Here is a 20,580-nt window from a genome sequence, read left to right on the forward strand (position 1 = left end):
CGGCGCTTCTCACCACGGTGGGCGGCGCCGTCGCCGTATGCTTGGTGCAGTTCTATCCCCCGGCTTTAAGGATTGCTTTAGATGCTCCCTGCTGCACGTCACCAGGCCATTGTGGATGCTGTGCAGCGGGAGCGTGTGGTTCGGGTTTCGGACCTTGCCCAGCAGTTGGGCGTTTCGCTGATGACTGTGCGCCGGGACATCGAGCTGCTGGAGGAAGGCGGCCGGCTGGAGCGCATCCATGGCGGCGCCAAGGTCCCGGGCGATGTCAGCACCCACGAACCGGGCTTCGAGCTTAAGTCCACGCAGCTGACGGCGGAGAAACGGGCCATCGCGCTGGAGGCCGCCGGCCTGGTGCATGAGGGCATGGCCGTCGGGCTCAGCGCCGGGACTACCACCTGGGCCCTTGCCAAGGAGCTGGTGAACGGTCCGCGGATCACGGTGGTCACCAATTCCGTGCGCATCGCTGACCTCTTCCACCACGCCGCGTCCGGCGGCTCGGCCCGGTTCGCGTCAACCGTGATCCTGATCGGCGGCGAGCGGACGCCGTCGGACGCTTTGGTGGGTCCCATCGCGACGGCGGCACTCAAGCAGCTGCACCTGGACGTGCTGTTCCTGGGTGTCCACGGCATGGACGCCGACGCCGGCTTCACCACACCCAACCTGCTGGAAGCCGAGACGGACCGGGCGTTCGTCGCCGCCGCCCGGAAAACCGTGGTCCTCGCCGACCACACCAAGTGGGGGCTGCTGGGCATCAGCACCATCGCCCCATTGGACGCGGCCGATGAGGTCATCAGCGACGCCGGGTTGGGCCCCGAAGCCCAGCGCATCCTCGGCGAGCGCGTGGGCAAGATCCGGATCGCGGGCTAACGAACCAGCGGCCCTTGGTTCAAGGGCAGCCGCAGGACTGGCGGACGTGGAGCGTCGTGGGGAACATCCGCTGCTGCGGCGCGGCCTTGCGCCGCGCACCCAGGATGCCTTCGACGGCGGCCTCGGCCATCTCCCGGACCGGCTGATCCACGGTGGTCAGCGCCGGCCACGTGTACTCCGCCTCGGCGGAGCCGTCGAAGGAGGTCAGCGCGATGTCTCCGGGCACGGCGACACCTGCCTCATGGAGCGCGCGGAGGATGCCGACTGCCTGCATGTCCGAGCTCGCAAAAATCGCCGTGGGCCGGTTGGCGGAGGCCAGGAGCCGCTTCCCCGCTTCGTAGCCACCGGACCGGGTGAAGTCGCTGCGAGCGATCGGCCCTTCGGGGAGGCCTGCCTCCTTCAGCGCCTTCAGCCAGCCCAGTTCACGGCCGTCGACGTTTTTCCCCACGTTGGTGCCCATGGCCAGGCCGATGTTGGTATGCCCGTGGCCCAGAAGGTGTTCCACGGCGATCTGTGCCCCGGCCGCTAGGTCCACACCGATGCTGTTAATGCCCGGCCCTTCGCTGTCATGGTTGAGCAGGACCCAGGGAATGTCGGCCTTCACGAGGTCTTCAAGGTCCGGCTGGAACAGGACGCTGGCCAGCAGTACCCCGTCCACCTGCCGCGCCGCCAGGTTCCGGACGTTCCGGCGCTCCTTCGCAAGGTTCCCGTCGGAGTTGGTCAGCAGCAGGGCGTAGCCCCGCTCAGCCGCGGCGTCTTCAACGGCATGCGCCAGAAGCGAGAAGAAAGGGTTCGAGTTGTCCGGCACGATGAGCCCCAGCGTCTCGCTTGACCCCAGCTTGAGGGCCCTGGCCGCCGCGTTGGGGCGGTAGTCCAGGACGCGGATGGCGTCCTGGACTTTCGCTTCCGTGGCGGGAGCCACTTTCTTGGGCCCGCCGTTCACTACATAGCTGACGACGGCGGTGCTAACGCCCGCGTACCGGGCAACATCCTTGCGGGTCACCGGGCCGCGCGGGGCCTGCACTGCGGGAGTCGTCATGGTGTACATGCTAGCGATCAGATCCCCGGGGCGTCGCCGAAGTCGCGGATGGGCAACCGTTCCCCGCGGCGGAGGGCCGACTCGTGCGCCACGATGCCAGGCAGCGTGAACCGGGCGGCAACCCAGGCGTTGACCGGCGGCTGCGTGCCGGTGTTGACCGCTGTTACGAAGTCATCCACCAGGAAGTGGTGGCTGCCTTCATGGCCGTTCGGTGCGCCGCGGAACTCTTCCGGAAGCCGGTCAGCGTCATGGACCGGCGAGAGCCCGGAGACAAAGGCGTCCCTCAGTTCCGGCGCAACGTTGGCCAGTGACGGGTCATCCAGGGACATGCTGGGCCGTGTTTCCAGCTGCTCGGAAATGTCGTGGACGCTCTCCTTGTCCTGCCAGACCGTGACATTTGCGAGCTGTTCAAAGCTCGCTTCCGTCCCGAAGAACCGGAACCGGGACTCCCTGATGTGTGAGGGGTAGCCCACGCGGCGCATCTCGTTGGTGCGCATAACGCCGCCGTCGTTGAGTTCAAAAAGGGCAGTGGCATTAGAGAAGTCATTGCCGAACATGCTGACTTCCTTGTCAAAGACGCCGTCGTTGCGGTCATCCTTGACTCCGACGCAGCTGACGCTGACGGCATGGGCGGGGACGGCACCCAACACTCCCCCGACAGCGTGCGTAGGGTACAGCATCGGCGGGTAGCTGGCGGTTTCCTTCCAGCGCTCACCGCCGCTGTACTGGTAGGCATCGTAGAAACCCAGGTCCATGTCGTGGACGTAGTCACCTTCGGTGTAGAAGATCCGCCCGAAGCGGCCGGCGGCATGCTGCTTGCGAGCGTAGACGGTGGCAGGGTTGTAATAGCTGGTTTCCCCCATCATGTAGACCTGTCCGGTCTCGCGCACGGCATCGATGATGCGGGCGATCTCTTCCTCGGAAATGGCCATGGGGACGGCTGAGTAGACGTGCTTGCCTGCGCGGAGTGCCTGCTCCACCAGCGGTCCGTGTGTCCAGCGCTGGGTGAAGATGGCCACGGCGTCGACGTCGGATTCCAATAGTTCCTTAAAGCTCGCCTTCACACCGGCGAGGTGCAGGCGGTCCGCCGCTTCGGCTGCACGCAGTGAAACTTCATCCACGACATACACGGAGCTAACGCCGGGGTGGAGATTGAAAAGGTGAGCGAACTGGCCGCCAAACTGGCCAACTCCTACTACGCCGATTGAAAACGTCATTGTTTGCCTTCCCTAGATGCTGTGCGGGAGCGCCGGGCAAGCGCTGTCCATCAGAATTCCCAGTCTTTCACCCGAATCTACTCGAGTCAATGGCCTATCGACTGGATGAATCCCTTTAGGAATAAAAGAAAAATAGACACTTGCCAGCTTCAATCTACTCGTGTAGATTTCTCATCAGTTGTTACCCACATCACAGTCAGGAAAGGGTCGAAGATGACCACCCTTACCAAGCAGCAACGGGACCCGGCAGGCCGGGCGGCACGGTCCAAGGCAGGAAGGACCGGGAGTACCCGGAAGAAGAGCCTCACGCACCGGATGGGCGATCTGAGGATCGCGATGGTGTTTATCTTCCCGGCGATGATCGGCTTCGTGGCGTTTTTCCTGATCCCCACGATCCGGGGTGTTTACCTCAGCTTCACCGAGTACAGCATCTTGGGTGATCCGACCTGGATCGGGATCAAGAACTACACTGCGATTTTCGCTGATGAACTGTTCTGGAACGCCATGAGCGTGACCCTGCAGTACGTGGCACTGAACATCGGTTTCCAGACCGTCATTGCCCTGGGCCTGGCGCTGCTGATGCACCGGGTCGCGAAATCCACGTTCATCCGGGGCGCCCTGCTGCTGCCGTTCCTGGTGGCCAACGTGATCGTCGCCCTCCTTTGGTTCTGGATGCTCGACTACCAGCTGGGCATCGTCAACGAAATCATCAGCTGGCTGGGCGGGCCCCGCATCGCGTTCTTCGGCAGCGAGCAGTGGGCCATTCCCACCATCGCATTCGTGAACGTGTGGCGCCACATGGGCTACACCGCCCTGCTGATCTTCGCCGGACTGCAGTCGATCCCCAGCCACGTCTACGAGGTCGCCTCCCTGGACGGGGCATCGCCGACAAGGACGTTCTGGTCCATCACCATGCCGCTGCTGCGCCCGGTCCTGGTACTCGTCCTGGTGGTCACCGTCATCGGTTCGTTCCAGGTGTTCGACACCGTGGCCGTCACCACCGCCGGTGGACCCATCAACGCCTCCCGCGTCATCCAGATGTATATCTACCAGAAAGCCTTCACCGAGTCGGACTTCGGGTACGCCTCCGCACTCTCTGTCATTCTCTTCGTCATCCTCGCCCTGGTCGCCTTCGTTCAAATGAAGTTCCTCAAGGGCAACGAATCGGACCTGGACTAAGGACCCCCGCCATGACCACTTCGACTCCGTCCCGCCACGACCCGGCCGCCCCCGCCCTCACCGCCATCATCATCAAGCCCCGCAAGCCGTTCAACTGGCGACGCGCCGGGGCCTGGACCCTGGTAGCCATCGCGCTGGTCGTCACCATCGCCCCGTTCCTGTGGATGCTCCGCACCGCCCTCTCCAGCAACCATTCCCTCGCCGCGAACGCCGGCAACCTCCTGCCGGCCGACTTCAGCTGGGGCGCCTTCAAACGCGTCCTGGGCCTGCAAACCCCTGAAGAAGCCATCGCCGAAGGCGGCTCCGGAGCTGCCATCAACTTCTGGTGGTACCTGCGCAGTTCCATCATCGTCTCCACCCTGGTCACCGCCGGACAGGTGTTCTTCAGCTCCATGGCCGCCTACGCCTTCTCAAGGCTGCGCTGGCCCGGCCGGGAGAAAGTCTTCGCCCTGTTCCTGGCCACCATGATGGTCCCGCCGATCTTCACCGCCCTCCCCAATTTCCTGATGATCAAGAACCTCGGACTCCTGAACACCTACGCCGGCATCATCCTGCCCTTCCTGTTCATGACCCCCTTCGCGATCTTCTTCCTGCGCCAGTTCTTCCTCTCCATGTCCCGGGAAGTCGAGGAAGCCGCCATGCTCGACGGCGCCAGCAAGTTCCGCATCTTCTTCAAGATCGTGCTGCCCAACGCCGGCGCCCCCATGGCCACCCTGGCGCTGCTGACCTTCATCGGCACCTGGAACGAATACTTCTGGCCACTGCTCGTAGGCCAGGACGAATCCGTCCGGGTCCTCACCGTCGGACTGGGCGTCTTCAAATCCCAGTCCCCCCAAGGCGCCCCCGACTGGTCCGGCCTGATGGCCGCCACCCTCATCGCCGCCCTGCCCGTCCTGATCCTCTTCATCGCCTTCGGCAAAAAGGTAGTGAACTCCATCGGCTTCTCCGGCATCAAATAACCCCTCGCTTCACTCCTCCCCCGTAACACCCTCGAAAGGTCCACCATGAAAAAAACCCTTGGCATCGCCGCTGCTGCTGCTGCTGCCATCGCCCTGTCCCTCTCCGCCTGCGGCGCACCCGCTCCGACCTCCACCGAGGCCAAAGGCGAGATCAACTACTGGCTCTGGGACGCCAACCAGCTCCCCGCTTACCAGCAGTGCGCCGACGACTTCACCAAGGCCAACCCGGACATCAAGGTCAAAGTCACCCAGCGCGGCTGGGACGACTACTGGACCACCCTGACCAACGGCTTCGTCGCCGGCACCGCGCCGGACGTCTTCACTGACCACCTGGCCAAATACCCCGAGTTCGCCTCCAAGAAGCAGCTCCTCGCCCTGGACGACGCCGTCAAGAACGACAAACTCGACCTGGACATCTACAACAAAGGCCTCGCGGATCTGTGGGTCACCGAAGATGGCAAACGCTACGGTCTGCCCAAGGACTGGGACACCGTCGCGATGTTCTACAACAAGAAGCTCGTCGCTGATGCCGGCTACACGGAAGCGCAGCTCAAGGGCCTCGACTGGAACCCATCCGACGGCGGCAGCTACGAAAAGGCCATCGCGCACCTGACCGTGGACAAGAACGGTGTCCGCGGCGACGAGTCCGGCTTCGACAAGAACAACGTCGCGGTCTATGGATTGGGCCTGGAAAACTCCGGCGCCGGCACCGGACAGACCCAGTGGAGCTTCCTCAGCGCCACCATGGGCTGGACCCACACCGACAAGAACCCGTGGGGCAAGGACTTCAACTACGACGACCCCAAGTTCCAGGAAACTATTGCCTGGTGGACCGGACTCGTGGACAAGGGCTACATGCCCAAGCTCGAAACCACCGTGGGTGCCAGCGTGACTGATAACTTCGGTGCCGGCAAGGCCGCCATCAACACTAACGGCTCCTGGATGATCGGCCAGTACACCAGCTACAAGGGAGTGGAAACAGGCATCGCCCCCACACCCAAGGGACCCGACCGCAAGCGCGCGTCCATGTTCAACGGCCTGGCCGACTCCATCTGGGCCGGAACCAAGAACCCGGCAGCCTCCATCAAATGGGTCGAATACCTCGCCTCGGCAAAATGCCAGGACGTAGTGGCGTCCAAAGCAGTCGTGTTCCCCGCCATCACCTCCTCCTCCGAGCTCGCGGCCAAGGCGTTCGAGGCCAAGAGCGTTGACGTCAGCGCCTTCACCACCCACGTCAAGGACGACACCACGTTCCTCCTCCCGATCGCGGACAAAGCAGCCAAGGTCGAGGGCATCATGAAGCCGGCCATGGACGCAGTCCTCTCCGGCAAGAAGCCGGTCAGCTCCCTCAGCGATGCCAACGAACAGGTCAACGCCCTCTTCAAGTAGGCCACCAGCTTGACCGGCTGTGCGCCGCGGGCATTGTGTTCCCGCGGCGCACAGCCTAGTTTTTTCTTACTCCCACCCTTTAGAAGGACAGTATTCATGGACCCCCTGCACCTCCGTTCCGCCGGCACCAGTCTGGTGATGAGCTTCGACAGCGGGGAGGCCGAGGTCATCCACTGGGGCGCGGATCTTGGCAGCACCCTGCCGGACCTCGCCATCCTCGGCGAACCGATCCCCCACTCCGCCATCGACGCCACCGTGCCCGCCGGCCTCCTGCCGCAGGCATCGTCCAGCTGGCGCGGCCGTCCCGCCCTCCGCGGCCACCGCGTCGCCGACGGCGTCTCCGGCCTTGACTTTTCGGCCCGCCTCCGCGCCGTGACAGCAAGCGCCGAGGGCAACTCCGCCATCATCGTCCAGGCCGATTCCGACGCCGGCCTCACCGTCTCGTCCGCACTGACACTGCACGACGGCGGCCTGCTGGAGCTGCGACACACCCTCACCAACGACGGCGCCACGCGCTATCAGCTCGACGAGCTGGCCACCACCCTCCCGGTGGCGCCGGACGCCGTCGAGCTCCTTGACCTGACCGGGCGCTGGTGCCGGGAACGCCACCCGCAGCGCCGCCCCATCCAGCAGGGCACCTGGGTCCGCACCGGCCGGCACGGCCGCACCGGACACGACTCCTCGCTGCTCTTGGCCGCCGGCACCGCCGGGTTCGGGAACCGCCACGGGAAGGTCTGGGCCACGCACCTGGCCTGGAGCGGCAACCACGAACAGTTCGCCGACAGCATCGGCGACGGCCGCACCATGATCGGCGGCTCCGAGCTCCTCGGCCCGGCCGAGGTCATCCTCGCACCCGGCGCCAGCTACACCACACCGGCGCTCTTTGCCGCGTACTCGGACCGCGGCCTGGACGGCATCAGCGAGGCGTTCTACAGCTGGTTCCGGTCCCGCCCGCACCACGTACTCCCTGCAGCCGGTGCGGCTACCCACCCGGGCAAGCCCCGCCCCGTGGTGCTCAACACCTGGGAAGCGGTCTACTTCGACCACAGCCTGTCCACCCTGATCGAGCTGGCTGACTCCGCCGCCGAACTGGGCGTGGAGCGATTTGTGCTCGACGACGGCTGGTTCCGCGGCCGCCGCGACGACCACGCCGGCCTGGGCGACTGGTACGTGGACGAATCACTCTGGCCCGACGGCCTCACGCCCCTGATCGATGCCGTGACGTCGCGCGGGATGGAATTCGGGCTCTGGGTGGAACCGGAAATGGTCAACCTGGACTCCGACATTGTCCGCGCGCACCCCGAATGGATTGTTGGTCCTTCGGTCCAGAGCTACAAGGACGGCGGCCGCCTGCCGATTGAATGGCGGAACCAGCATGTGATCGACCTCGTGAACCCTGACGCGTGGCAGTACATTTTCGACCGCGTCGACGCCCTGCTGCGCGAGAACAACATCAGCTACCTCAAGTGGGACCAGAACCGGGACCAGCTGGAGCATGGCCACGCCGGCCGCTCCTCGGTCCACGAACAGACCCTGGCCGCCTACCGGCTCTTTGACGAACTCAAGAAGGCCCATCCCGGCGTCGAAATTGAAAGCTGCTCCTCCGGCGGCGCGCGGGTGGACCTGGGCATCCTGGAACGCACCGACCGCATCTGGGCCTCGGACTGCAACGACGCGCTCGAACGGCAGACTATCCAGCGCTGGACCGGGCTGGTAGTCCCACCGGAGCTCGTGGGCGGTCACGTCGGTCCCACCGCCTCGCACACCACGGCTCGAACACACGATCTGTCCTTCCGCGCCATCACGGCGCTGTTCGGCCACTTCGGCATGGAGTGGGATGTCCGCGGGGTCCGGGGCGCCGAGCGCGAGGAACTCAAACGCTTCATCGCCCTCTACAAGGAGCACCGCGGCCTGATCCACTCCGGGCGCATGGTCCGCGCGGACGTCCCCGGCGATTCCCTGATGCTGCACGGCGTGGTGGGCCCCAGCGGCGCCTCACAGGGCACGACGGCGGCCCTGTTCGCCCTGGTCAGCACCCGTACCGGGTTCGCTGAGCAGACCGGCCGGATCACCATCCCCGGGTTGGAGCCTGACCGCACCTACCGCGTAGAAGCCATCTTCCCGGCACCCGGAGACGCTGACTACGCCCACACGTTCACCCAGGTCCAGCCGCCGGCCTGGCTGGCAGACGGAGCGGTTGCCGGTGGCCGCTTCCTGGCCGAAGTGGGCCTGCCGATGCCCATCCTCAACCCGGAACACGCCCTGGTCCTGAGGTTCACGGCACTCTAGAGTCCCTTGCGACGGATTCTGCACCATCATTCACCTGCCGCAGTCCACGGCCGCCGGAAAACCGGCCAAGTGGAATCGCCCGGGTCGAATGATGGTGCAGAATCCGACAGGTAGATTGGAGCCATGACTGACGTTTCCTCCCCTGACTCCGCATCTGCGTCCGCTGCCGGGCGCGGCACCATCCTCGTGATCAACGGCCCCAACCTCAATCTGCTGGGCACCCGCGAACCGGAGAAGTATGGAACCTCCACCCTCGCGGACGTGGAACAGCTGGCAGCCACCTCGGCGCAGGCCCACGGTTTCACGGTGGAATGCGTGCAGTCCAACCATGAGGGCGTGCTCCTGGACGTCATCCACGCAGCCCGCGGCACCGCCGTCGGGATTGTGCTGAACGCCGGCGCCTTCACCCACACCTCCGTGGCCCTGCGCGACGCCCTGGCAGCGGTGCAGCTGCCCGCCGTCGAGGTCCACATCACCAACGTGCACCAGCGTGAGGAATTCCGGCACCACTCGTTCCTGTCCCCTGTATGCGCCGCGGTGATCGTGGGCGCCGGGGTCTTCGGGTACAAGCTCGCCATCGATTACCTGGCCGAAGCGCTGTAGCCCGGCCGCGTGGCTCAGGCGGACCCGGCTACTTCTTGATGCACTGCCCGGAGGAGACGGGAGCGCTGAGGCTTGCTGCCTGCGACGCGACCGGGAACAGGTCATCCATGGTGATGGCGAAGCCCATTTCGGTGTCCGAGGTTGCCTTAGCGAAAATGACGCCGGCCACCAGGCCCTCCATGGTCAGCAGCGGGCCGCCCGAGTTCCCGGGCTGGACGTCGCCGGCCAGGCGGTAGATCTCTTCCGGGGCCGGGTTTTCGCCGTAGATATCGGGTACCAGAACCGAGGTGATGTCCTGGACGGTGGCGGGGTTTGACTTGAACGGACCACCGTGGGGATACCCCGCGAAGGCGGCAGCGCTGCCGTTCGGGAGATCGGACGTCAGCGTGAGCGGTTCGGAAGGCAGCCCGTCCACGGCCAGGACGGCGAGGTCGTGCCTGGTGTCGAAGTACACCACCTGCCCGGGCATCGCGCCGCCGTCGGGAACTTCAACCACCGGCTGCGACACGCCCGCCACAACATGGGCATTGGTCACAACCCTGCCCGGGGAAACCACAAAGCCGGTGCCGGTCTGGTTCTGGCCGCATTGGTAGGCGGTTCCGGCAATTTTCAGGACTGACTGCGCGGCCCGGTTCAGCGCCAGCGTATCGGTGCTGGCATTGGGCACCGCCACTTGCTGTCCCTGGTCCAGGCCTTCAAGCAGCGTGGGGATTCCGTTGCCGATCACGGTGGACCGCAGCTGGGCCATGGTGGTCTTCAACGGGGCAGGAGTCAGCCCATCGATGTACCCGATGACTTTGGACTCGGCCAGTTGCTGGGACACAAACGGAACGCCCAGGGCGCTGACGCTGAAAGCGAGCATGGACATCACCAGCGCCGAGACCACCACATTCACGGCCCCGCCCACCAGCCGGTCCACAGCACGCAGCGGCTTGATCCGCACGGCGCCGCGGATTTTGCGCCCGATCATGGTCCCGATGCCATGGCCCAAGGCCATCAGTACGACGGCGGCGGCCACGATGGCCGTCAGCCTCCAGCCGGAGTCGTCCACGAAGCCGCTGACCAGTGGAACGGCAAAGAATGCAGCCACGGCGCCCGCGGCAAAGCCGGCGATACCGCCGAGGGTGACCAGGAAGCCGTTGCGCAGGCCATAGATCAGGTAAGACAGCAGGGCCAGGATCAGCGCCAGGTCCAGAACAGTCAAGCCAAACACTGACGCTCCTCTAGTACGGTTGAGACCCAATTCTAGTGGCGCAGGCTGACATTGTTCTGTGGGCGCCAGTCCCCCGCCCATTCGGCCGGGTTCGCATCACGTTCGGTCGTGAAAATCACACCCCGGGCGCGGCCGGGTACCGGATCGTGCCCGCATTACACACTGTCAGCGGCGTTTCCGCTGCCAAGTACGTCACAGAACCTTGAAAATTCTGAAACAATGGCAAAAGCGCCACAGCCGACACTTTTTATTCAGGAGATTTCATGGACATCGAGGTACTGCGCCGAGCACCCCTATTTGCCACGCTCGACGACGAAGCATTCCGACTGCTGACGGATGAGCTGACCGAGGTGGACCTCTCCCGTGGTGCATCGGTATTCCGCGAGGGCGACCAGGGCGACCAGCTCTACTTCATCGTCTCCGGCAAGGTGAAGCTGGGCCGCACGTCCCCCGATGGCAGGGAGTCCCTGCTCGCCATCCTGGGCCCGGGTGAACTGTTCGGCGAAATGGCACTCTTTGACCCCAGCCCCCGCACGGCCACGGCCACGGCCGTCTCCGAAACCCGCCTGGCGGGCCTGAAGAACGAAAGCCTCAACGCCCTGCTGCGGACGCGCCCCGAGGTTTCGGCTCAGCTGCTGCAGGCCCTGGCCCGTCGCCTGCGCCGCACCAACGATTCGCTCTCGGACCTGGTGTTTTCCGACGTCCCCGGCCGCGTGGCCAAGGCCCTGCTCGATCTGGCCGACCGCTTCGGCCGCCCGGCAACGGACGGCGTCCTGGTAGCCCACGAGCTCACCCAGGAAGAGCTGGCCCAGCTGGTAGGCGCCTCCCGCGAGACGGTCAACAAGGCCCTGGCAGAGTTCGTCCAGCGCGGCTGGCTCCGCCTCGAGGCCCGTGCCGTAGTGATCCTGGACATGCAGCGCCTCCGCCAGCGCTCCCGCTAAACCCCTGCAGCTCCGCACACGGAAGGCCGGCCCGAGGAATCGGTGCCGGCCTTCTGTTTGTGTGCCGAAAGCGGATCGGAAATGGGGATCCGGCAGCGTGCGTCAGAGCGACGAAGGAGCAGCACGCCGAGGATCTCTGTTTTCGAGGCGCGGCCTAGCGTTCGCGCTGGGGGTCTCCGGCTACGGTTTTGGCGGCCTCGACTTCGAGCATAAGCGTGCCCTCTTCTTCGACGAGCCGTGCCTGGTACACGTGGGGTTTGCGTTTGTAGCTGAGGTAGGCGATGCAGCCGTTCGCGGCGGCCATCTTCTCGAGCATGATCTCCGAGCCCGGCACCAGGAGCTGGCCGAGGGTGAGGCCCACGGTGTTCTCCTGGCCCACTTCATCGCCCAGGGCAGTGGTGCTGCGCGCGGCGATGGCCTGGGTGGCGCACACCCAGCGGCCCCAGACGCCTTTGCTCTCCAACAGGCTGGGCTGCTGGTTCATAGGGACGGTGGCCGCGAAATAGCGGGTGTCGAAGCGGCGGTGCGCGAAGTCGGGGCTGCGCCAGTTGACGAGCGGCTTCAGCAGGTCGGTCCGCAGCGAGAGTCCCCGCTTGGCGAGCAGCTCCGTGAAAGTCTTCTCCTGGTCGGCGACGGCCACACGCGCACGCATCCAGTCGTGCGTAGACGTGCCTTCCACGGTGGTGGACATGTCCGGCCCGGCCAGGAGCACGCCGGTTTCCTCAAACAGCTCGCGGATGGCGCCCACCACGTGGCGGCGCGCCAGCCCGACGTCGTCCGTCCCCATCTGCTCGGCCCAATGCTGGGGTGAGGGGCCCAGCCAGCTGACGGCGTCGTCGTCGGACGCCTCCAGGGAACCTCCGGGGAACGCGAGGACGCCCAGCGGCGAGGAGCCCGGCCGGTAACCCAGCCACGTCTCCAGGCCGGTGGGCGAGTCCCGCAGAAGCACCACGGACGATGCGTACCGGGCGGCACGCGGGGTCCGCTCGCCGTGTTCGAGCCAGCTTTGGGCAGCCCCTTCAAGATCCGGAGGAAGAGCAAACAAGCGTCGGGCGAGCTGAGGCAATTGAGTGAACCGGGTCCTTAGCTGAATTCAGCGATCAGTTCGACCTCTACGGGAGAGTCGAGCGGAAGAACCGACACGCCGACGGCGGAACGGGCGTGCCGGCCTGCGTCACCAAAGACCTGGCCGAGGAGCTCGGACGCACCGTTGATGACGCCGGGCTGTCCGGTGAAGGCCGGATCGGAGGACACGAAGCCCACCACCTTGACGATGCGGGTGATGCGGTCCAGATCGCCGATGACGCTCTTGATGGCCGCCAGCGCGTTGATGGCGCAGACAGCCGCGTAGGCCTTGGCGTCCTCCGGCGACACGGTGGGCTCGTCGGAGAATCCCTCTGTGCCGGTGGAGACCTTGCCGGTTGCTTCGAGTTTGCCATTAATAAACGGCAGCTGGCCGGAGGTGTAAACATGGCTGCCGGTGATGACGGCCGGGACGTAGGCGGCGACGGGCGCGGCCACCTCGGGGAGGGTCAGTCCCAGCTCGGCGAGGCGCTGCTCGACGGCGGAAACCGGGGCTGAATCAGACGCGTTTTCCGGCGTGGTTACAGGGCCGGACGTTGTCTCTGCGGGGGTGCTCATTGCTACTGCTTCTCCCTCTTGAGGTAGGCAACCAGGCCGTTGCCGTCAGGTCCGGTGATGACCTGGACGAGCTCCCAGCCGTCCTCTCCCCACTGATCCAGGATCTGCTTGGTGGCGTGAATAATGAGCGGAATCGTGGCGTACTCCCATTTGGTCATGAAAGAAAGACTAGTCGTTGCCGGTAAAGTGGAAAACATGGTGACTCGTAAGAACCCCATTTTCGACACGGCCACTACCCTCGGAAAGATCTTTGGCTTCCTTGGTGTGAGCGCGATTTGTGGTGTCCTGGTGGCCGGCCTGCTTGTCCCGGCCGCCGCTGTTTCGGGCAGTGCGGCAAGCGGTTCTATCGAGTTCTTCGATACCCTCCCGGCAGAGCTGCAGGTGGACCCGCCCAGCCAGTCCACCCGGATCCTCGCCGCGGACGGCAGCCTGATCGCGAACCTCTACGAGGAAAACCGGACCAAGGTTGCCCTCGACCAGATTTCGCCGTTCATGAAGGAAGCCATCATCGCTGTCGAGGACAGCCGGTTCTACGTCCATGGCGGTGTGGATACCACCGGCATCCTCCGCGCCATGGTCAGCACGGCCCGCGGCAACAAACAGGGTGCCTCCACCATCACCCAGCAGTATGTGAACAACGTACTCAACGCCAACCTCGCCGCCGAGGGAAACACTGACGACATCAAGCTCAATGGTGTTAACAAGGGCGTGGGAGACAAGCTTCGCGAAATGAAGCTCGCGATCGCCCTGGAGAAGGAATTCTCCAAGGAGCAGATCCTCGAGGGTTACCTCAACATCGTCTTCTTCAACCGTGACGCCTACGGCATCGAGGCCGCGTCCAAACTCTTCTTCAGCACCACGGCCAAGGATCTGACCCTCCCGCAGGCAGCACTCCTTGCGGGGCTCGTCAACAGCCCGTCAGCGTTTGATCCCGTCACCAACCCGGAGAACGCCAAACAGCGCCGCGACCTGGTGCTGGGCCTCATGCTGGACCAGCGAAAGATCACCCAGGCCGATCACGACGCCGCCGTGGCCACCCCGGTGGAGCCGAAGGTCACGCCCTCTCGCCAGGGCTGCGCGTACGCCACCACGGCACCCTATTTCTGCGACTACGTGCTTCACCTGCTGCTGAACAACCCGGCCTACGGCGCGGACCCGAAAGAGCGCGAGCAGAAGATCCTTCGCGGCGGCCTGACCATCACCACCACGCTGGACGTCAACGCCCAAAACGTTGCCCAAGCTGAGTCGGATGCGGCCGCCGGCGTCAATCCGGACAATTGGGGCGCGTCCATCGTCTCCGTGCAGCCCAACACCGGCAAGATCCTGAACATGGCGCAAAACACCTCGTTCCTGCCCACCGAAGGCAAGTTCAACCAGTCGCAGAACTTCAACGTGGACAAGTTGGACAAGGACGGCAACGACCTCAACGGCCTGGGCGGATTCCAGCCCGGCTCCACCATGAAGCCCTTCACGTTCGCCGAATGGCTGAACGAGGGCAAGTCCATGAACACCAACATCAACGCGGCCGTGCGAAAGTACCCGCAGAACTTCCCCTGGAAGAACACCTGCCCGGAACCCACCGTGGGCTGGTACGACGCCAGGATTCCCGACAGCTTCGACCTGCAGAACTCCGACGATGTGCACTATCGGAACATGACGGTCCTGTACGGCCTGATGAACTCGATCAACACGGCCACCTTCGCCTCGGCAGCACAGGTTGACCTCTGCGGCATCCAGAAGATCGTGGACGCCGTGGGGATCCACGGTGGCCTGCCTTCGGGTGACGATCCCCACCCGCCGGTCAAGATGACCACGCTGGCCAACCTGATCGGCTCCACGCAGACCGCCCCGCTGACCATGGCCTCCGCGTTTGCCACGTTCGCCAACGACGGCAAGTACTGCGAGCCCATCGCCATCACGTCTGTCACGGACCAGACCGGCGCACAGCTCCCGGCCCAGGCCACGAGCTGCCGTGATGCCGTCAAACCGGAGGTCGCCCGCGGCGTGGCGTATGCCATGCAGGAAGTCCTGAATGCGGGTTCCGGCTCCCTCATCCAACCGCGGCTCTCCACCAAGACCAACTTCCCGGTGGCAGCCAAGACCGGCACCAACGACACCAACGGCTCCACCTGGGTGGTCGGTTACACCACCGGTGTAGCCACCGCGGCCTGGTTCGGTGACCCGCTGGGTGACCAGCTCCGGTTCGGCCGGAACCTGACGATCAACGGAAAGCGCTATGAGTCGATCGACGGTTACATGATCGCCGGTCCCATGTTCTCAAAGTACATGGCACAGGTCGCTCCGGCGTACGGCACCAACCCGTTCCCGGCCCCGCCCACCAACATGGTGAACGGAACGCCTGCCCGGACTACTCCGTCAACGCAGGCCACCGCGCCTGCCACAGCCCCGGCCCCGCAGCCGTCCGCACCCGGCAACAGCGAGAAGAAGAACTAGCCACCCATGCCAGTCAGCCAGGCTTTGGCAAGCCGCGTCCGGAACATCGGGCGCGGCTTTGCCGTCACCGCTGCCGCGGGTACTGCAGCGGGTCTCGCCGCCTTCGGGTACGGGCTGTGGGAGAAGAACCAGTTTGTCCTGCGCGAGGAGACCCTGCCCATCCTGCCGGCAGGCCACGCGCCCTTCCGCGTCCTGCACCTGAGCGACATCCACTTCGTCCCGGGCCAGGACACCAAGGCACGTTGGCTTGAGTCGCTGGCGTCGCTGGAGCCGGACCTGGTGGTCAACACCGGGGACAACCTCAGCCACGTCAAGGCGGTGGAGCCCCTGCTCAAGGCACTGCGCCCGCTCCTGGAATTTCCCGGCGTATTCGTCCCGGGGTCCAACGACTACTACGGCCCGAGCTTCAAAAACCCCGCCTCCTACCTGCTGAGCCCATCCAAGCCCGAGCCCAAACCCATCGAACTGGACTGGCCGCGGCTGCGGTCGGGCTTCGGCATGGGCGGCTGGGTGGACCTCACCAACCGGCATCAGTCGGTGGTGTTGAAAGGGATCCGTTTCGACTTCTCCGGCGTGGACGATCCGCACTTGGGCCGGGAGCGCTACGCGGGCTGGCCCCGCGGCACCCGTGACCAGGACAAGAACGCGCACCTCCGGGTTGCGGTCATCCACGCCCCCTACCAGCGGGTCCTGGACCACTTCACACAGGACGGCGCGGACCTGCTGCTGGCGGGCCACACCCACGGCGGCCAGCTCTGCATCCCCGGCTACGGCGCCCTGGTGGCCAACTGCGACCTTCCCACTTGGCGGGCCAAGGGACTCAACAACTGGGAAAGCAATGGACGTACGACGCCGGTCAACGTCTCGGGCGGCATCGGCACCTCCCGGTTCGCTCCCATCCGTATCGCCTGCAAACCCGAGGCTGTCCTGCTGACGCTCACCTCCCGCGAATAAGTACGTGTGAAACGGCTCACGCCATGGCATAGGGTAGTTGCTAAGGGAAACTACATTCGATTTAGAGCTTGAGAAGCGGGCATGGCCAAGCAGACCTCATTTTTCAGATCCATCAGCCGTCTTTATCCTCATGTGAGGCCGATCATCCCCCGGCTCGTGATGGGGCTACTCTGCGCACTTCTGGCCAGCCTCGTCGCGCTGACCATCCCGCAGGTGCTGCGGGTCCTCGTAAATGAGTCCCTCAAACCCGGTGGCGCGTCAGACGCCGTCTGGACTGCCGCCGTCGTAATCCTGATCCTGGGCATCGCCGAGGCGGGACTCGTGGCCCTCCGCCGGCAGTTTGTGATCAACCCGGCCACCACTGTGGAAACCCGGATGAGGGTCTCGCTGTACGGGCACCTGCAGGACCTGACCGTGTCTTTCCACGACCGCTGGGGCTCCGGCCAACTGCTGTCGCGCGCCATGACGGACCTGAACTTCCTCCGCCGCTGGATGGCTTTCGGTGCCATCATGCTGGTGGTCACCACGCTCACTGTAGTCATCGGCATTGTGGTCATGTTCTCCATGAGCTGGCAGCTGGCCCTGATCTTCCTGGCCGCAGCGGTGCCCATCATGGCGTACGGATTCCGGTTCCGGACCCGCTTCAGCAAGGTTGCGCGGCGGAGCCAGGACCAGGCCGGCGACCTCGCCACCACGGTGGAGGAATCCGTCCACGGCATCCGCGTCCTGAAGGCCTTCGGCCGCAGCCGCGAGGCCCTGGAGAACTTCAACGAGCAGGCCGAGGAACTCCGCCAGACCGAGATCGTGAAGGCGAAGCACCAGGCCACTTTCACCATGGTGGTTACCCTTCTGCCCGAACTCGCGCTCGGCGGAGGGCTGGTGGTGGGCGTCATGCTCTGCGCCAGCGGCCAACTGAGCATTGGCGCCCTGGTGGCCTTCTTCGCCACCGCCGCGGTCATCGCGGCGCCGGTGGAATTCTCCGGCATGCTGCTGGCCATGGCACTCACCGCCAAATCCGCCGTCGACCGCCACTTCGAGGTCATGGATTCGGTCAACACCATCACCAGTCCCCAGGAGCCGCGCACCCCAACGCAGCTCAAGGGCGCGCTCAGCTTCAACAACGCCACGTTCGCGTTCGAGGACGCACCGGACAAGCCCATCCTCAAAGAGATCACCCTGGATGTCCGGCCGGGCGAAACAATGGCACTGGTGGGCATCACAGGCAGCGGTAAGAGCGCACTGATCCAGCTGGTCCCGCGCCTGTACGACGTCACCGACGGTTCCATCACCATCGACGGCGTGGACCTGCGCGAGTTCGACGTCGACGGGCTCCGGCGCGTGGTGGGCGTCGCGTTCGAGGACACCACGCTGTTCTCCAATTCCGTCCGCGACAATGTGCTCCTCGGGGCGCCGGACCGGACCGAGGCAGCCCTGGACGAAGCGCTGGATGTGGCGCAGGCGCAGTTCGCGTATTCGCTGCCGGAGGGCGTGGACACCCTCATCGGCGAGGAGGGCCTGAGCCTGTCCGGCGGGCAGCGGCAGCGGATTGCCCTTGCCCGGGCCATCGCTGCGCGGCCCCGGGTCCTGGTGCTGGACGACCCGCTGTCCGCCCTGGACGTGCACACCGAGGAGCTCGTGGAAACCCGGCTCCGCGCGGTCCTGAAGGACACCACCACGCTGATCGTCGCCCACCGCCCGTCCACCGTGGCGCTGGCCGACCGGGTGGCGCTGCTCGAGGAAGGCCGGATCGCCGCGGTCGGAACCCACACCGAACTCCTGGCCCGCAACCCCCATTACCGCTATGTCATCGCCAGCCTGGACCAGGAACCACGGGACCTGGATTCGGAACTGTCGGAGCTTGAGGAAGAGGCAGACGCAGAGTCAAAGGACAGCATCCGATGAGCAACGCAACCTTCGGCACCGCCAACGAGGACAACACCCACCTCAGCAAGGCGGACAGCAAAACCGTACGACGGCGGTCGCTCGCCCTTTTGGCCACACTGATCCGTCCGGTGCGGCTCAGGTTCTGGCTGACCATCGCCACCGTGGTGCTGTCCCAGGCCGCGCGCGTGGCCGGGCCCGCACTGATCGCGTTCGGCATCGACCACGCGCTCCCTGCGCTACAGGCGGGCGATAACCTCCCGCTCGTGTTCACCGGCGTCGCCTACCTCCTCGCGGCGATCGCGACGGCGGGACTTACCGCCCTGTACGTCACCTCCACCGCGCGGCTCAGCCAGTCGATGCTGCTGGACCTGCGCGTCCGGGTCTTCCGGCACACCCAGCGCCTGAGCCTGGAATTCCACGAAAAGTACACGTCCGGCCGGATCATTGCCCGGCAAACCTCGGACCTGGAAGCGCTGCGGGAACTCCTCGACTCCGGTGTCAGCTCCCTGGCCTCGGGCCTGCTGTTCATGGTCTTCACGGCTGTCACGGTGTTTGCCCTGGACTGGCGCAGCGGGCTGATCGTGCTGGCCGCGGGCGTCCCCATGTATTTCCTGTCGCGCTGGTACCAGAAGCACTCCCAGATCGCATTCCGGGAGTCCCGCGTTGTCTCCGCCCGTTTGATTGTGCACTTTGTGGAGACCATGACCGGGATCCGCGCCGTGAAGGCTTTCCGCAAGGAAAACGAGAACGCCGCGAAGTACGGCCAGTTGTCCGAGGACTACCGTCTGGTCACAGTGCGCTCCATCAACCTCAACGGCATCTTCCAGCCCGGCCTGGTGCTGATCGGCAACGTCTGCGTGGCCGTGGTGCTCCTGTTCGGCGGGTTCCGGGTCCTTAGCGGGGACCTTGCCGTGGGCGTCCTGCTGGCGCTGATCCTTTCCACTAAGCGCTTCTTCCAGCCGGTGGACCAGATGGCCATGTTCTACAACTCCTTCCAGAGTGCCCAGGCGGCCTTGGAGAAGGTCTCCGGCCTGCTGGAGGAGGTTCCCACGGTCCGCCCGCCCAAAAACCCTGTGGCACTCCGCGATGCCCGGGGCACCATCGATTTCAAGGGTGTGGAGTTCCGCTACGGCGACGGCCCGGTGGTCATCCCCACCATGGACCTGCACATTCCCGCCGGCCAGACCGTGGCCCTGGTGGGGCAAACGGGCGCCGGCAAGTCGACCCTGGCGAAGCTGATCGCCCGCTTCTACGACGTCTCCTCCGGCTCCCTGACGCTGGACGGAGTGGACCTGCGCAACCTGACCACCACGGACCTGCGCCGGAACATCGTGATGGTCACGCAAGAGGCGTTCCTGTTCAGTGGCTCCGTGGCGGACAACATTGCCCTGGGCCGGCCGGAGGCAACCCGTTCGGAAATCGAGGATGCTGCCGGGGCCGTGGGCGCCCACGAGTTCATTACCGAACTCCCCGAGGGCTATGACACCGATGTCAACAAGCGCGGCGGCCGGGTGTCCTCCGGGCAACGGCAGCTGATCAGCTTCGCCCGGGCGTTCCTGGCCCGGCCGGCGGTCCTGATCCTGGACGAGGCCACCTCGTCGCTGGATATCCCCTCTGAGCGGCTCGTCCAGAGCGGCCTGGCGCGCCTTCTGCGGGCAACGTCCGACGCCGACACTTCGGCAGGCGCGGCGGGTTCAGCAGGTGCCCCGGGCTCTGATGCGGCGCCGGGCTCTGCTGCTGCGGGCGGCGGCCGGACTGCGCTGATCATCGCGCACCGCCTCTCCACCGTCGAAACTGCCGACCGCGTGCTGGTGGTCCACGACGGCCGCGTGGTCGAGGACGGCACCCCTGCAGAACTCATCGGCGGTGGCGGACGCTTCGCAGACCTCCATGGCGCCTGGAAGGACTCCCTCGTCTGACCTGCGCGGTCGGCTTTCCCGGCATTTGGTTC

17 protein-coding genes are annotated in these 20,580 nt (G+C 65.3%); 11 read left to right on the top strand and 6 right to left on the bottom strand.

Annotation, left to right across the window (positions count from 1 at the left end; genetic code table 11):
• The first annotated feature begins 81 nt into the window (after positions 1 to 81).
• Positions 82 to 867, top strand: a complete 786-nt coding sequence (locus tag ACQCSW_RS17705) for a DeoR/GlpR family DNA-binding transcription regulator (protein ID WP_426987964.1) — start codon at positions 82 to 84, stop codon at positions 865 to 867.
• A 19-nt stretch (positions 868 to 886) separates the two neighbouring features.
• Here the strand turns inward: ACQCSW_RS17705 and ACQCSW_RS17710 are convergent, their stop codons facing one another.
• Both ACQCSW_RS17710 and ACQCSW_RS17715 read right to left on the bottom strand, forming a co-directional pair.
• Positions 887 to 1,906, bottom strand: a complete 1,020-nt coding sequence (locus ACQCSW_RS17710) for a LacI family DNA-binding transcriptional regulator (protein WP_426987966.1) — start codon at positions 1,904 to 1,906, stop codon at positions 887 to 889.
• Positions 1,907 to 1,923: 17 nt separating this feature from the next.
• A complete protein-coding gene (locus ACQCSW_RS17715) occupies positions 1,924 to 3,123 on the bottom strand; it encodes a Gfo/Idh/MocA family protein (protein ID WP_426987968.1) in 1,200 nt (399 codons plus the stop codon).
• A gap of 213 nt (positions 3,124 to 3,336) precedes the next feature.
• Here ACQCSW_RS17715 and ACQCSW_RS17720 point away from each other — a divergent pair, with 213 nt between their 5' ends.
• The 5 genes from ACQCSW_RS17720 (at position 3,337) to aroQ (ending at position 9,542) form a co-directional block, all read left to right on the top strand.
• Positions 3,337 to 4,302 (top strand): sugar ABC transporter permease, encoded by a 966-nt coding sequence (locus ACQCSW_RS17720; RefSeq protein ID WP_354251043.1) that lies wholly within the window; start codon positions 3,337 to 3,339, stop codon positions 4,300 to 4,302.
• 11 nt (positions 4,303 to 4,313) lie between these two features.
• Entirely contained in the window at positions 4,314 to 5,261 is a 948-nt protein-coding gene (locus tag ACQCSW_RS17725) for a carbohydrate ABC transporter permease (protein ID WP_354251044.1), read from the top strand.
• 45 nt (positions 5,262 to 5,306) lie between these two features.
• Positions 5,307 to 6,650, top strand: coding sequence for an ABC transporter substrate-binding protein (locus tag ACQCSW_RS17730; RefSeq protein WP_426987971.1), 1,344 nt, complete (start codon positions 5,307 to 5,309; stop codon positions 6,648 to 6,650).
• A gap of 96 nt (positions 6,651 to 6,746) precedes the next feature.
• Positions 6,747 to 8,939, top strand: a complete 2,193-nt coding sequence (locus tag ACQCSW_RS17735) for an alpha-galactosidase (protein WP_426987973.1) — start codon at positions 6,747 to 6,749, stop codon at positions 8,937 to 8,939.
• A 123-nt stretch (positions 8,940 to 9,062) separates the two neighbouring features.
• Positions 9,063 to 9,542, top strand: a complete 480-nt coding sequence (aroQ, locus tag ACQCSW_RS17740; RefSeq protein ID WP_426987975.1) for a type II 3-dehydroquinate dehydratase — start codon at positions 9,063 to 9,065, stop codon at positions 9,540 to 9,542.
• Between the two features lie 28 nt (positions 9,543 to 9,570).
• Here aroQ and ACQCSW_RS17745 read toward each other — a convergent pair whose 3' ends face one another.
• Positions 9,571 to 10,755, bottom strand: a complete 1,185-nt coding sequence (locus ACQCSW_RS17745) for a MarP family serine protease (RefSeq protein ID WP_426987977.1) — start codon at positions 10,753 to 10,755, stop codon at positions 9,571 to 9,573.
• Positions 10,756 to 11,018: 263 nt separating this feature from the next.
• On the opposite strand from ACQCSW_RS17745, the gene ACQCSW_RS17750 reads away from it, so the two are divergent.
• Positions 11,019 to 11,696: a Crp/Fnr family transcriptional regulator gene (locus ACQCSW_RS17750; RefSeq protein WP_011693220.1), complete on the top strand. Its 678-nt coding sequence runs from the start codon at positions 11,019 to 11,021 to the stop codon at positions 11,694 to 11,696.
• A gap of 154 nt (positions 11,697 to 11,850) precedes the next feature.
• Here the strand turns inward: ACQCSW_RS17750 and ACQCSW_RS17755 are convergent, their stop codons facing one another.
• Genes ACQCSW_RS17755 through ACQCSW_RS17765 form a run of 3 tightly spaced genes read right to left on the bottom strand, consistent with a single transcriptional unit; the run spans position 11,851 to position 13,495 of the window.
• Entirely contained in the window at positions 11,851 to 12,762 is a 912-nt protein-coding gene (locus ACQCSW_RS17755) for an NUDIX hydrolase (protein WP_426987979.1), read from the bottom strand.
• Positions 12,763 to 12,779: 17 nt separating this feature from the next.
• The gene (locus ACQCSW_RS17760) at positions 12,780 to 13,337 is read right to left on the bottom strand and encodes a RidA family protein (RefSeq protein WP_426987981.1); all 558 of its coding nucleotides are present in this window, start codon (positions 13,335 to 13,337) and stop codon (positions 12,780 to 12,782) included.
• Between the two features lie 2 nt (positions 13,338 to 13,339).
• On the bottom strand, positions 13,340 to 13,495 hold the full coding sequence (locus ACQCSW_RS17765; protein ID WP_099093395.1) for a DUF4177 domain-containing protein: 156 nt from the start codon (positions 13,493 to 13,495) through the stop codon (positions 13,340 to 13,342).
• On the opposite strand from ACQCSW_RS17765, the gene ACQCSW_RS17770 reads away from it, so the two are divergent.
• The 4 genes from ACQCSW_RS17770 (at position 13,494) to ACQCSW_RS17785 (ending at position 20,548) form a co-directional block, all read left to right on the top strand.
• The gene (locus ACQCSW_RS17770) at positions 13,494 to 15,791 is read left to right on the top strand and encodes a transglycosylase domain-containing protein (protein ID WP_426987983.1); all 2,298 of its coding nucleotides are present in this window, start codon (positions 13,494 to 13,496) and stop codon (positions 15,789 to 15,791) included. The genes ACQCSW_RS17765 and ACQCSW_RS17770 overlap by 2 nt on opposite strands.
• A gap of 6 nt (positions 15,792 to 15,797) precedes the next feature.
• The gene (locus tag ACQCSW_RS17775; protein ID WP_426987985.1) at positions 15,798 to 16,745 is read left to right on the top strand and encodes a metallophosphoesterase; all 948 of its coding nucleotides are present in this window, start codon (positions 15,798 to 15,800) and stop codon (positions 16,743 to 16,745) included.
• A gap of 81 nt (positions 16,746 to 16,826) precedes the next feature.
• Positions 16,827 to 18,647, top strand: coding sequence for an ABC transporter ATP-binding protein (locus ACQCSW_RS17780; RefSeq protein ID WP_426987987.1), 1,821 nt, complete (start codon positions 16,827 to 16,829; stop codon positions 18,645 to 18,647).
• Entirely contained in the window at positions 18,644 to 20,548 is a 1,905-nt protein-coding gene (locus ACQCSW_RS17785) for an ABC transporter ATP-binding protein (RefSeq protein ID WP_426987989.1), read from the top strand. Before ACQCSW_RS17780 ends, ACQCSW_RS17785 begins: the two co-directional genes overlap by 4 nt.
• The last annotated feature ends 32 nt before the right edge of the window (positions 20,549 to 20,580 follow it).

Source organism: Pseudarthrobacter sp. Y6 (assembly GCF_050156205.1).
Lineage (GTDB): Bacteria > Actinomycetota > Actinomycetes > Actinomycetales > Micrococcaceae > Arthrobacter.

Bases quoted from the DNA above. Each gene is read 5' to 3' on its own strand.
- ACQCSW_RS17705 (WP_426987964.1), top strand. From the start codon at position 82: ATGCTCCCTGCTGCACGTCACCAGGCCATTGTGGATGCTGTGCAGCGG.
- ACQCSW_RS17710 (WP_426987966.1), bottom strand. From the start codon at position 1,906: ATGACGACTCCCGCAGTGCAGGCCCCGCGCGGCCCGGTGACCCGCAAG.
- ACQCSW_RS17715 (WP_426987968.1), bottom strand. From the start codon at position 3,123: ATGACGTTTTCAATCGGCGTAGTAGGAGTTGGCCAGTTTGGCGGCCAG.
- ACQCSW_RS17720 (WP_354251043.1), top strand. From the start codon at position 3,337: ATGACCACCCTTACCAAGCAGCAACGGGACCCGGCAGGCCGGGCGGCA.
- ACQCSW_RS17725 (WP_354251044.1), top strand. From the start codon at position 4,314: ATGACCACTTCGACTCCGTCCCGCCACGACCCGGCCGCCCCCGCCCTC.
- ACQCSW_RS17730 (WP_426987971.1), top strand. From the start codon at position 5,307: ATGAAAAAAACCCTTGGCATCGCCGCTGCTGCTGCTGCTGCCATCGCC.
- ACQCSW_RS17735 (WP_426987973.1), top strand. From the start codon at position 6,747: ATGGACCCCCTGCACCTCCGTTCCGCCGGCACCAGTCTGGTGATGAGC.
- aroQ (WP_426987975.1), top strand. From the start codon at position 9,063: ATGACTGACGTTTCCTCCCCTGACTCCGCATCTGCGTCCGCTGCCGGG.
- ACQCSW_RS17750 (WP_011693220.1), top strand. From the start codon at position 11,019: ATGGACATCGAGGTACTGCGCCGAGCACCCCTATTTGCCACGCTCGAC.
- ACQCSW_RS17760 (WP_426987981.1), bottom strand. From the start codon at position 13,337: ATGAGCACCCCCGCAGAGACAACGTCCGGCCCTGTAACCACGCCGGAA.
- ACQCSW_RS17770 (WP_426987983.1), top strand. From the start codon at position 13,494: ATGAAAGAAAGACTAGTCGTTGCCGGTAAAGTGGAAAACATGGTGACT.
- ACQCSW_RS17765 (WP_099093395.1), bottom strand. From the start codon at position 13,495: ATGACCAAATGGGAGTACGCCACGATTCCGCTCATTATTCACGCCACC.
- ACQCSW_RS17775 (WP_426987985.1), top strand. From the start codon at position 15,798: ATGCCAGTCAGCCAGGCTTTGGCAAGCCGCGTCCGGAACATCGGGCGC.
- ACQCSW_RS17780 (WP_426987987.1), top strand. From the start codon at position 16,827: ATGGCCAAGCAGACCTCATTTTTCAGATCCATCAGCCGTCTTTATCCT.
- ACQCSW_RS17785 (WP_426987989.1), top strand. From the start codon at position 18,644: ATGAGCAACGCAACCTTCGGCACCGCCAACGAGGACAACACCCACCTC.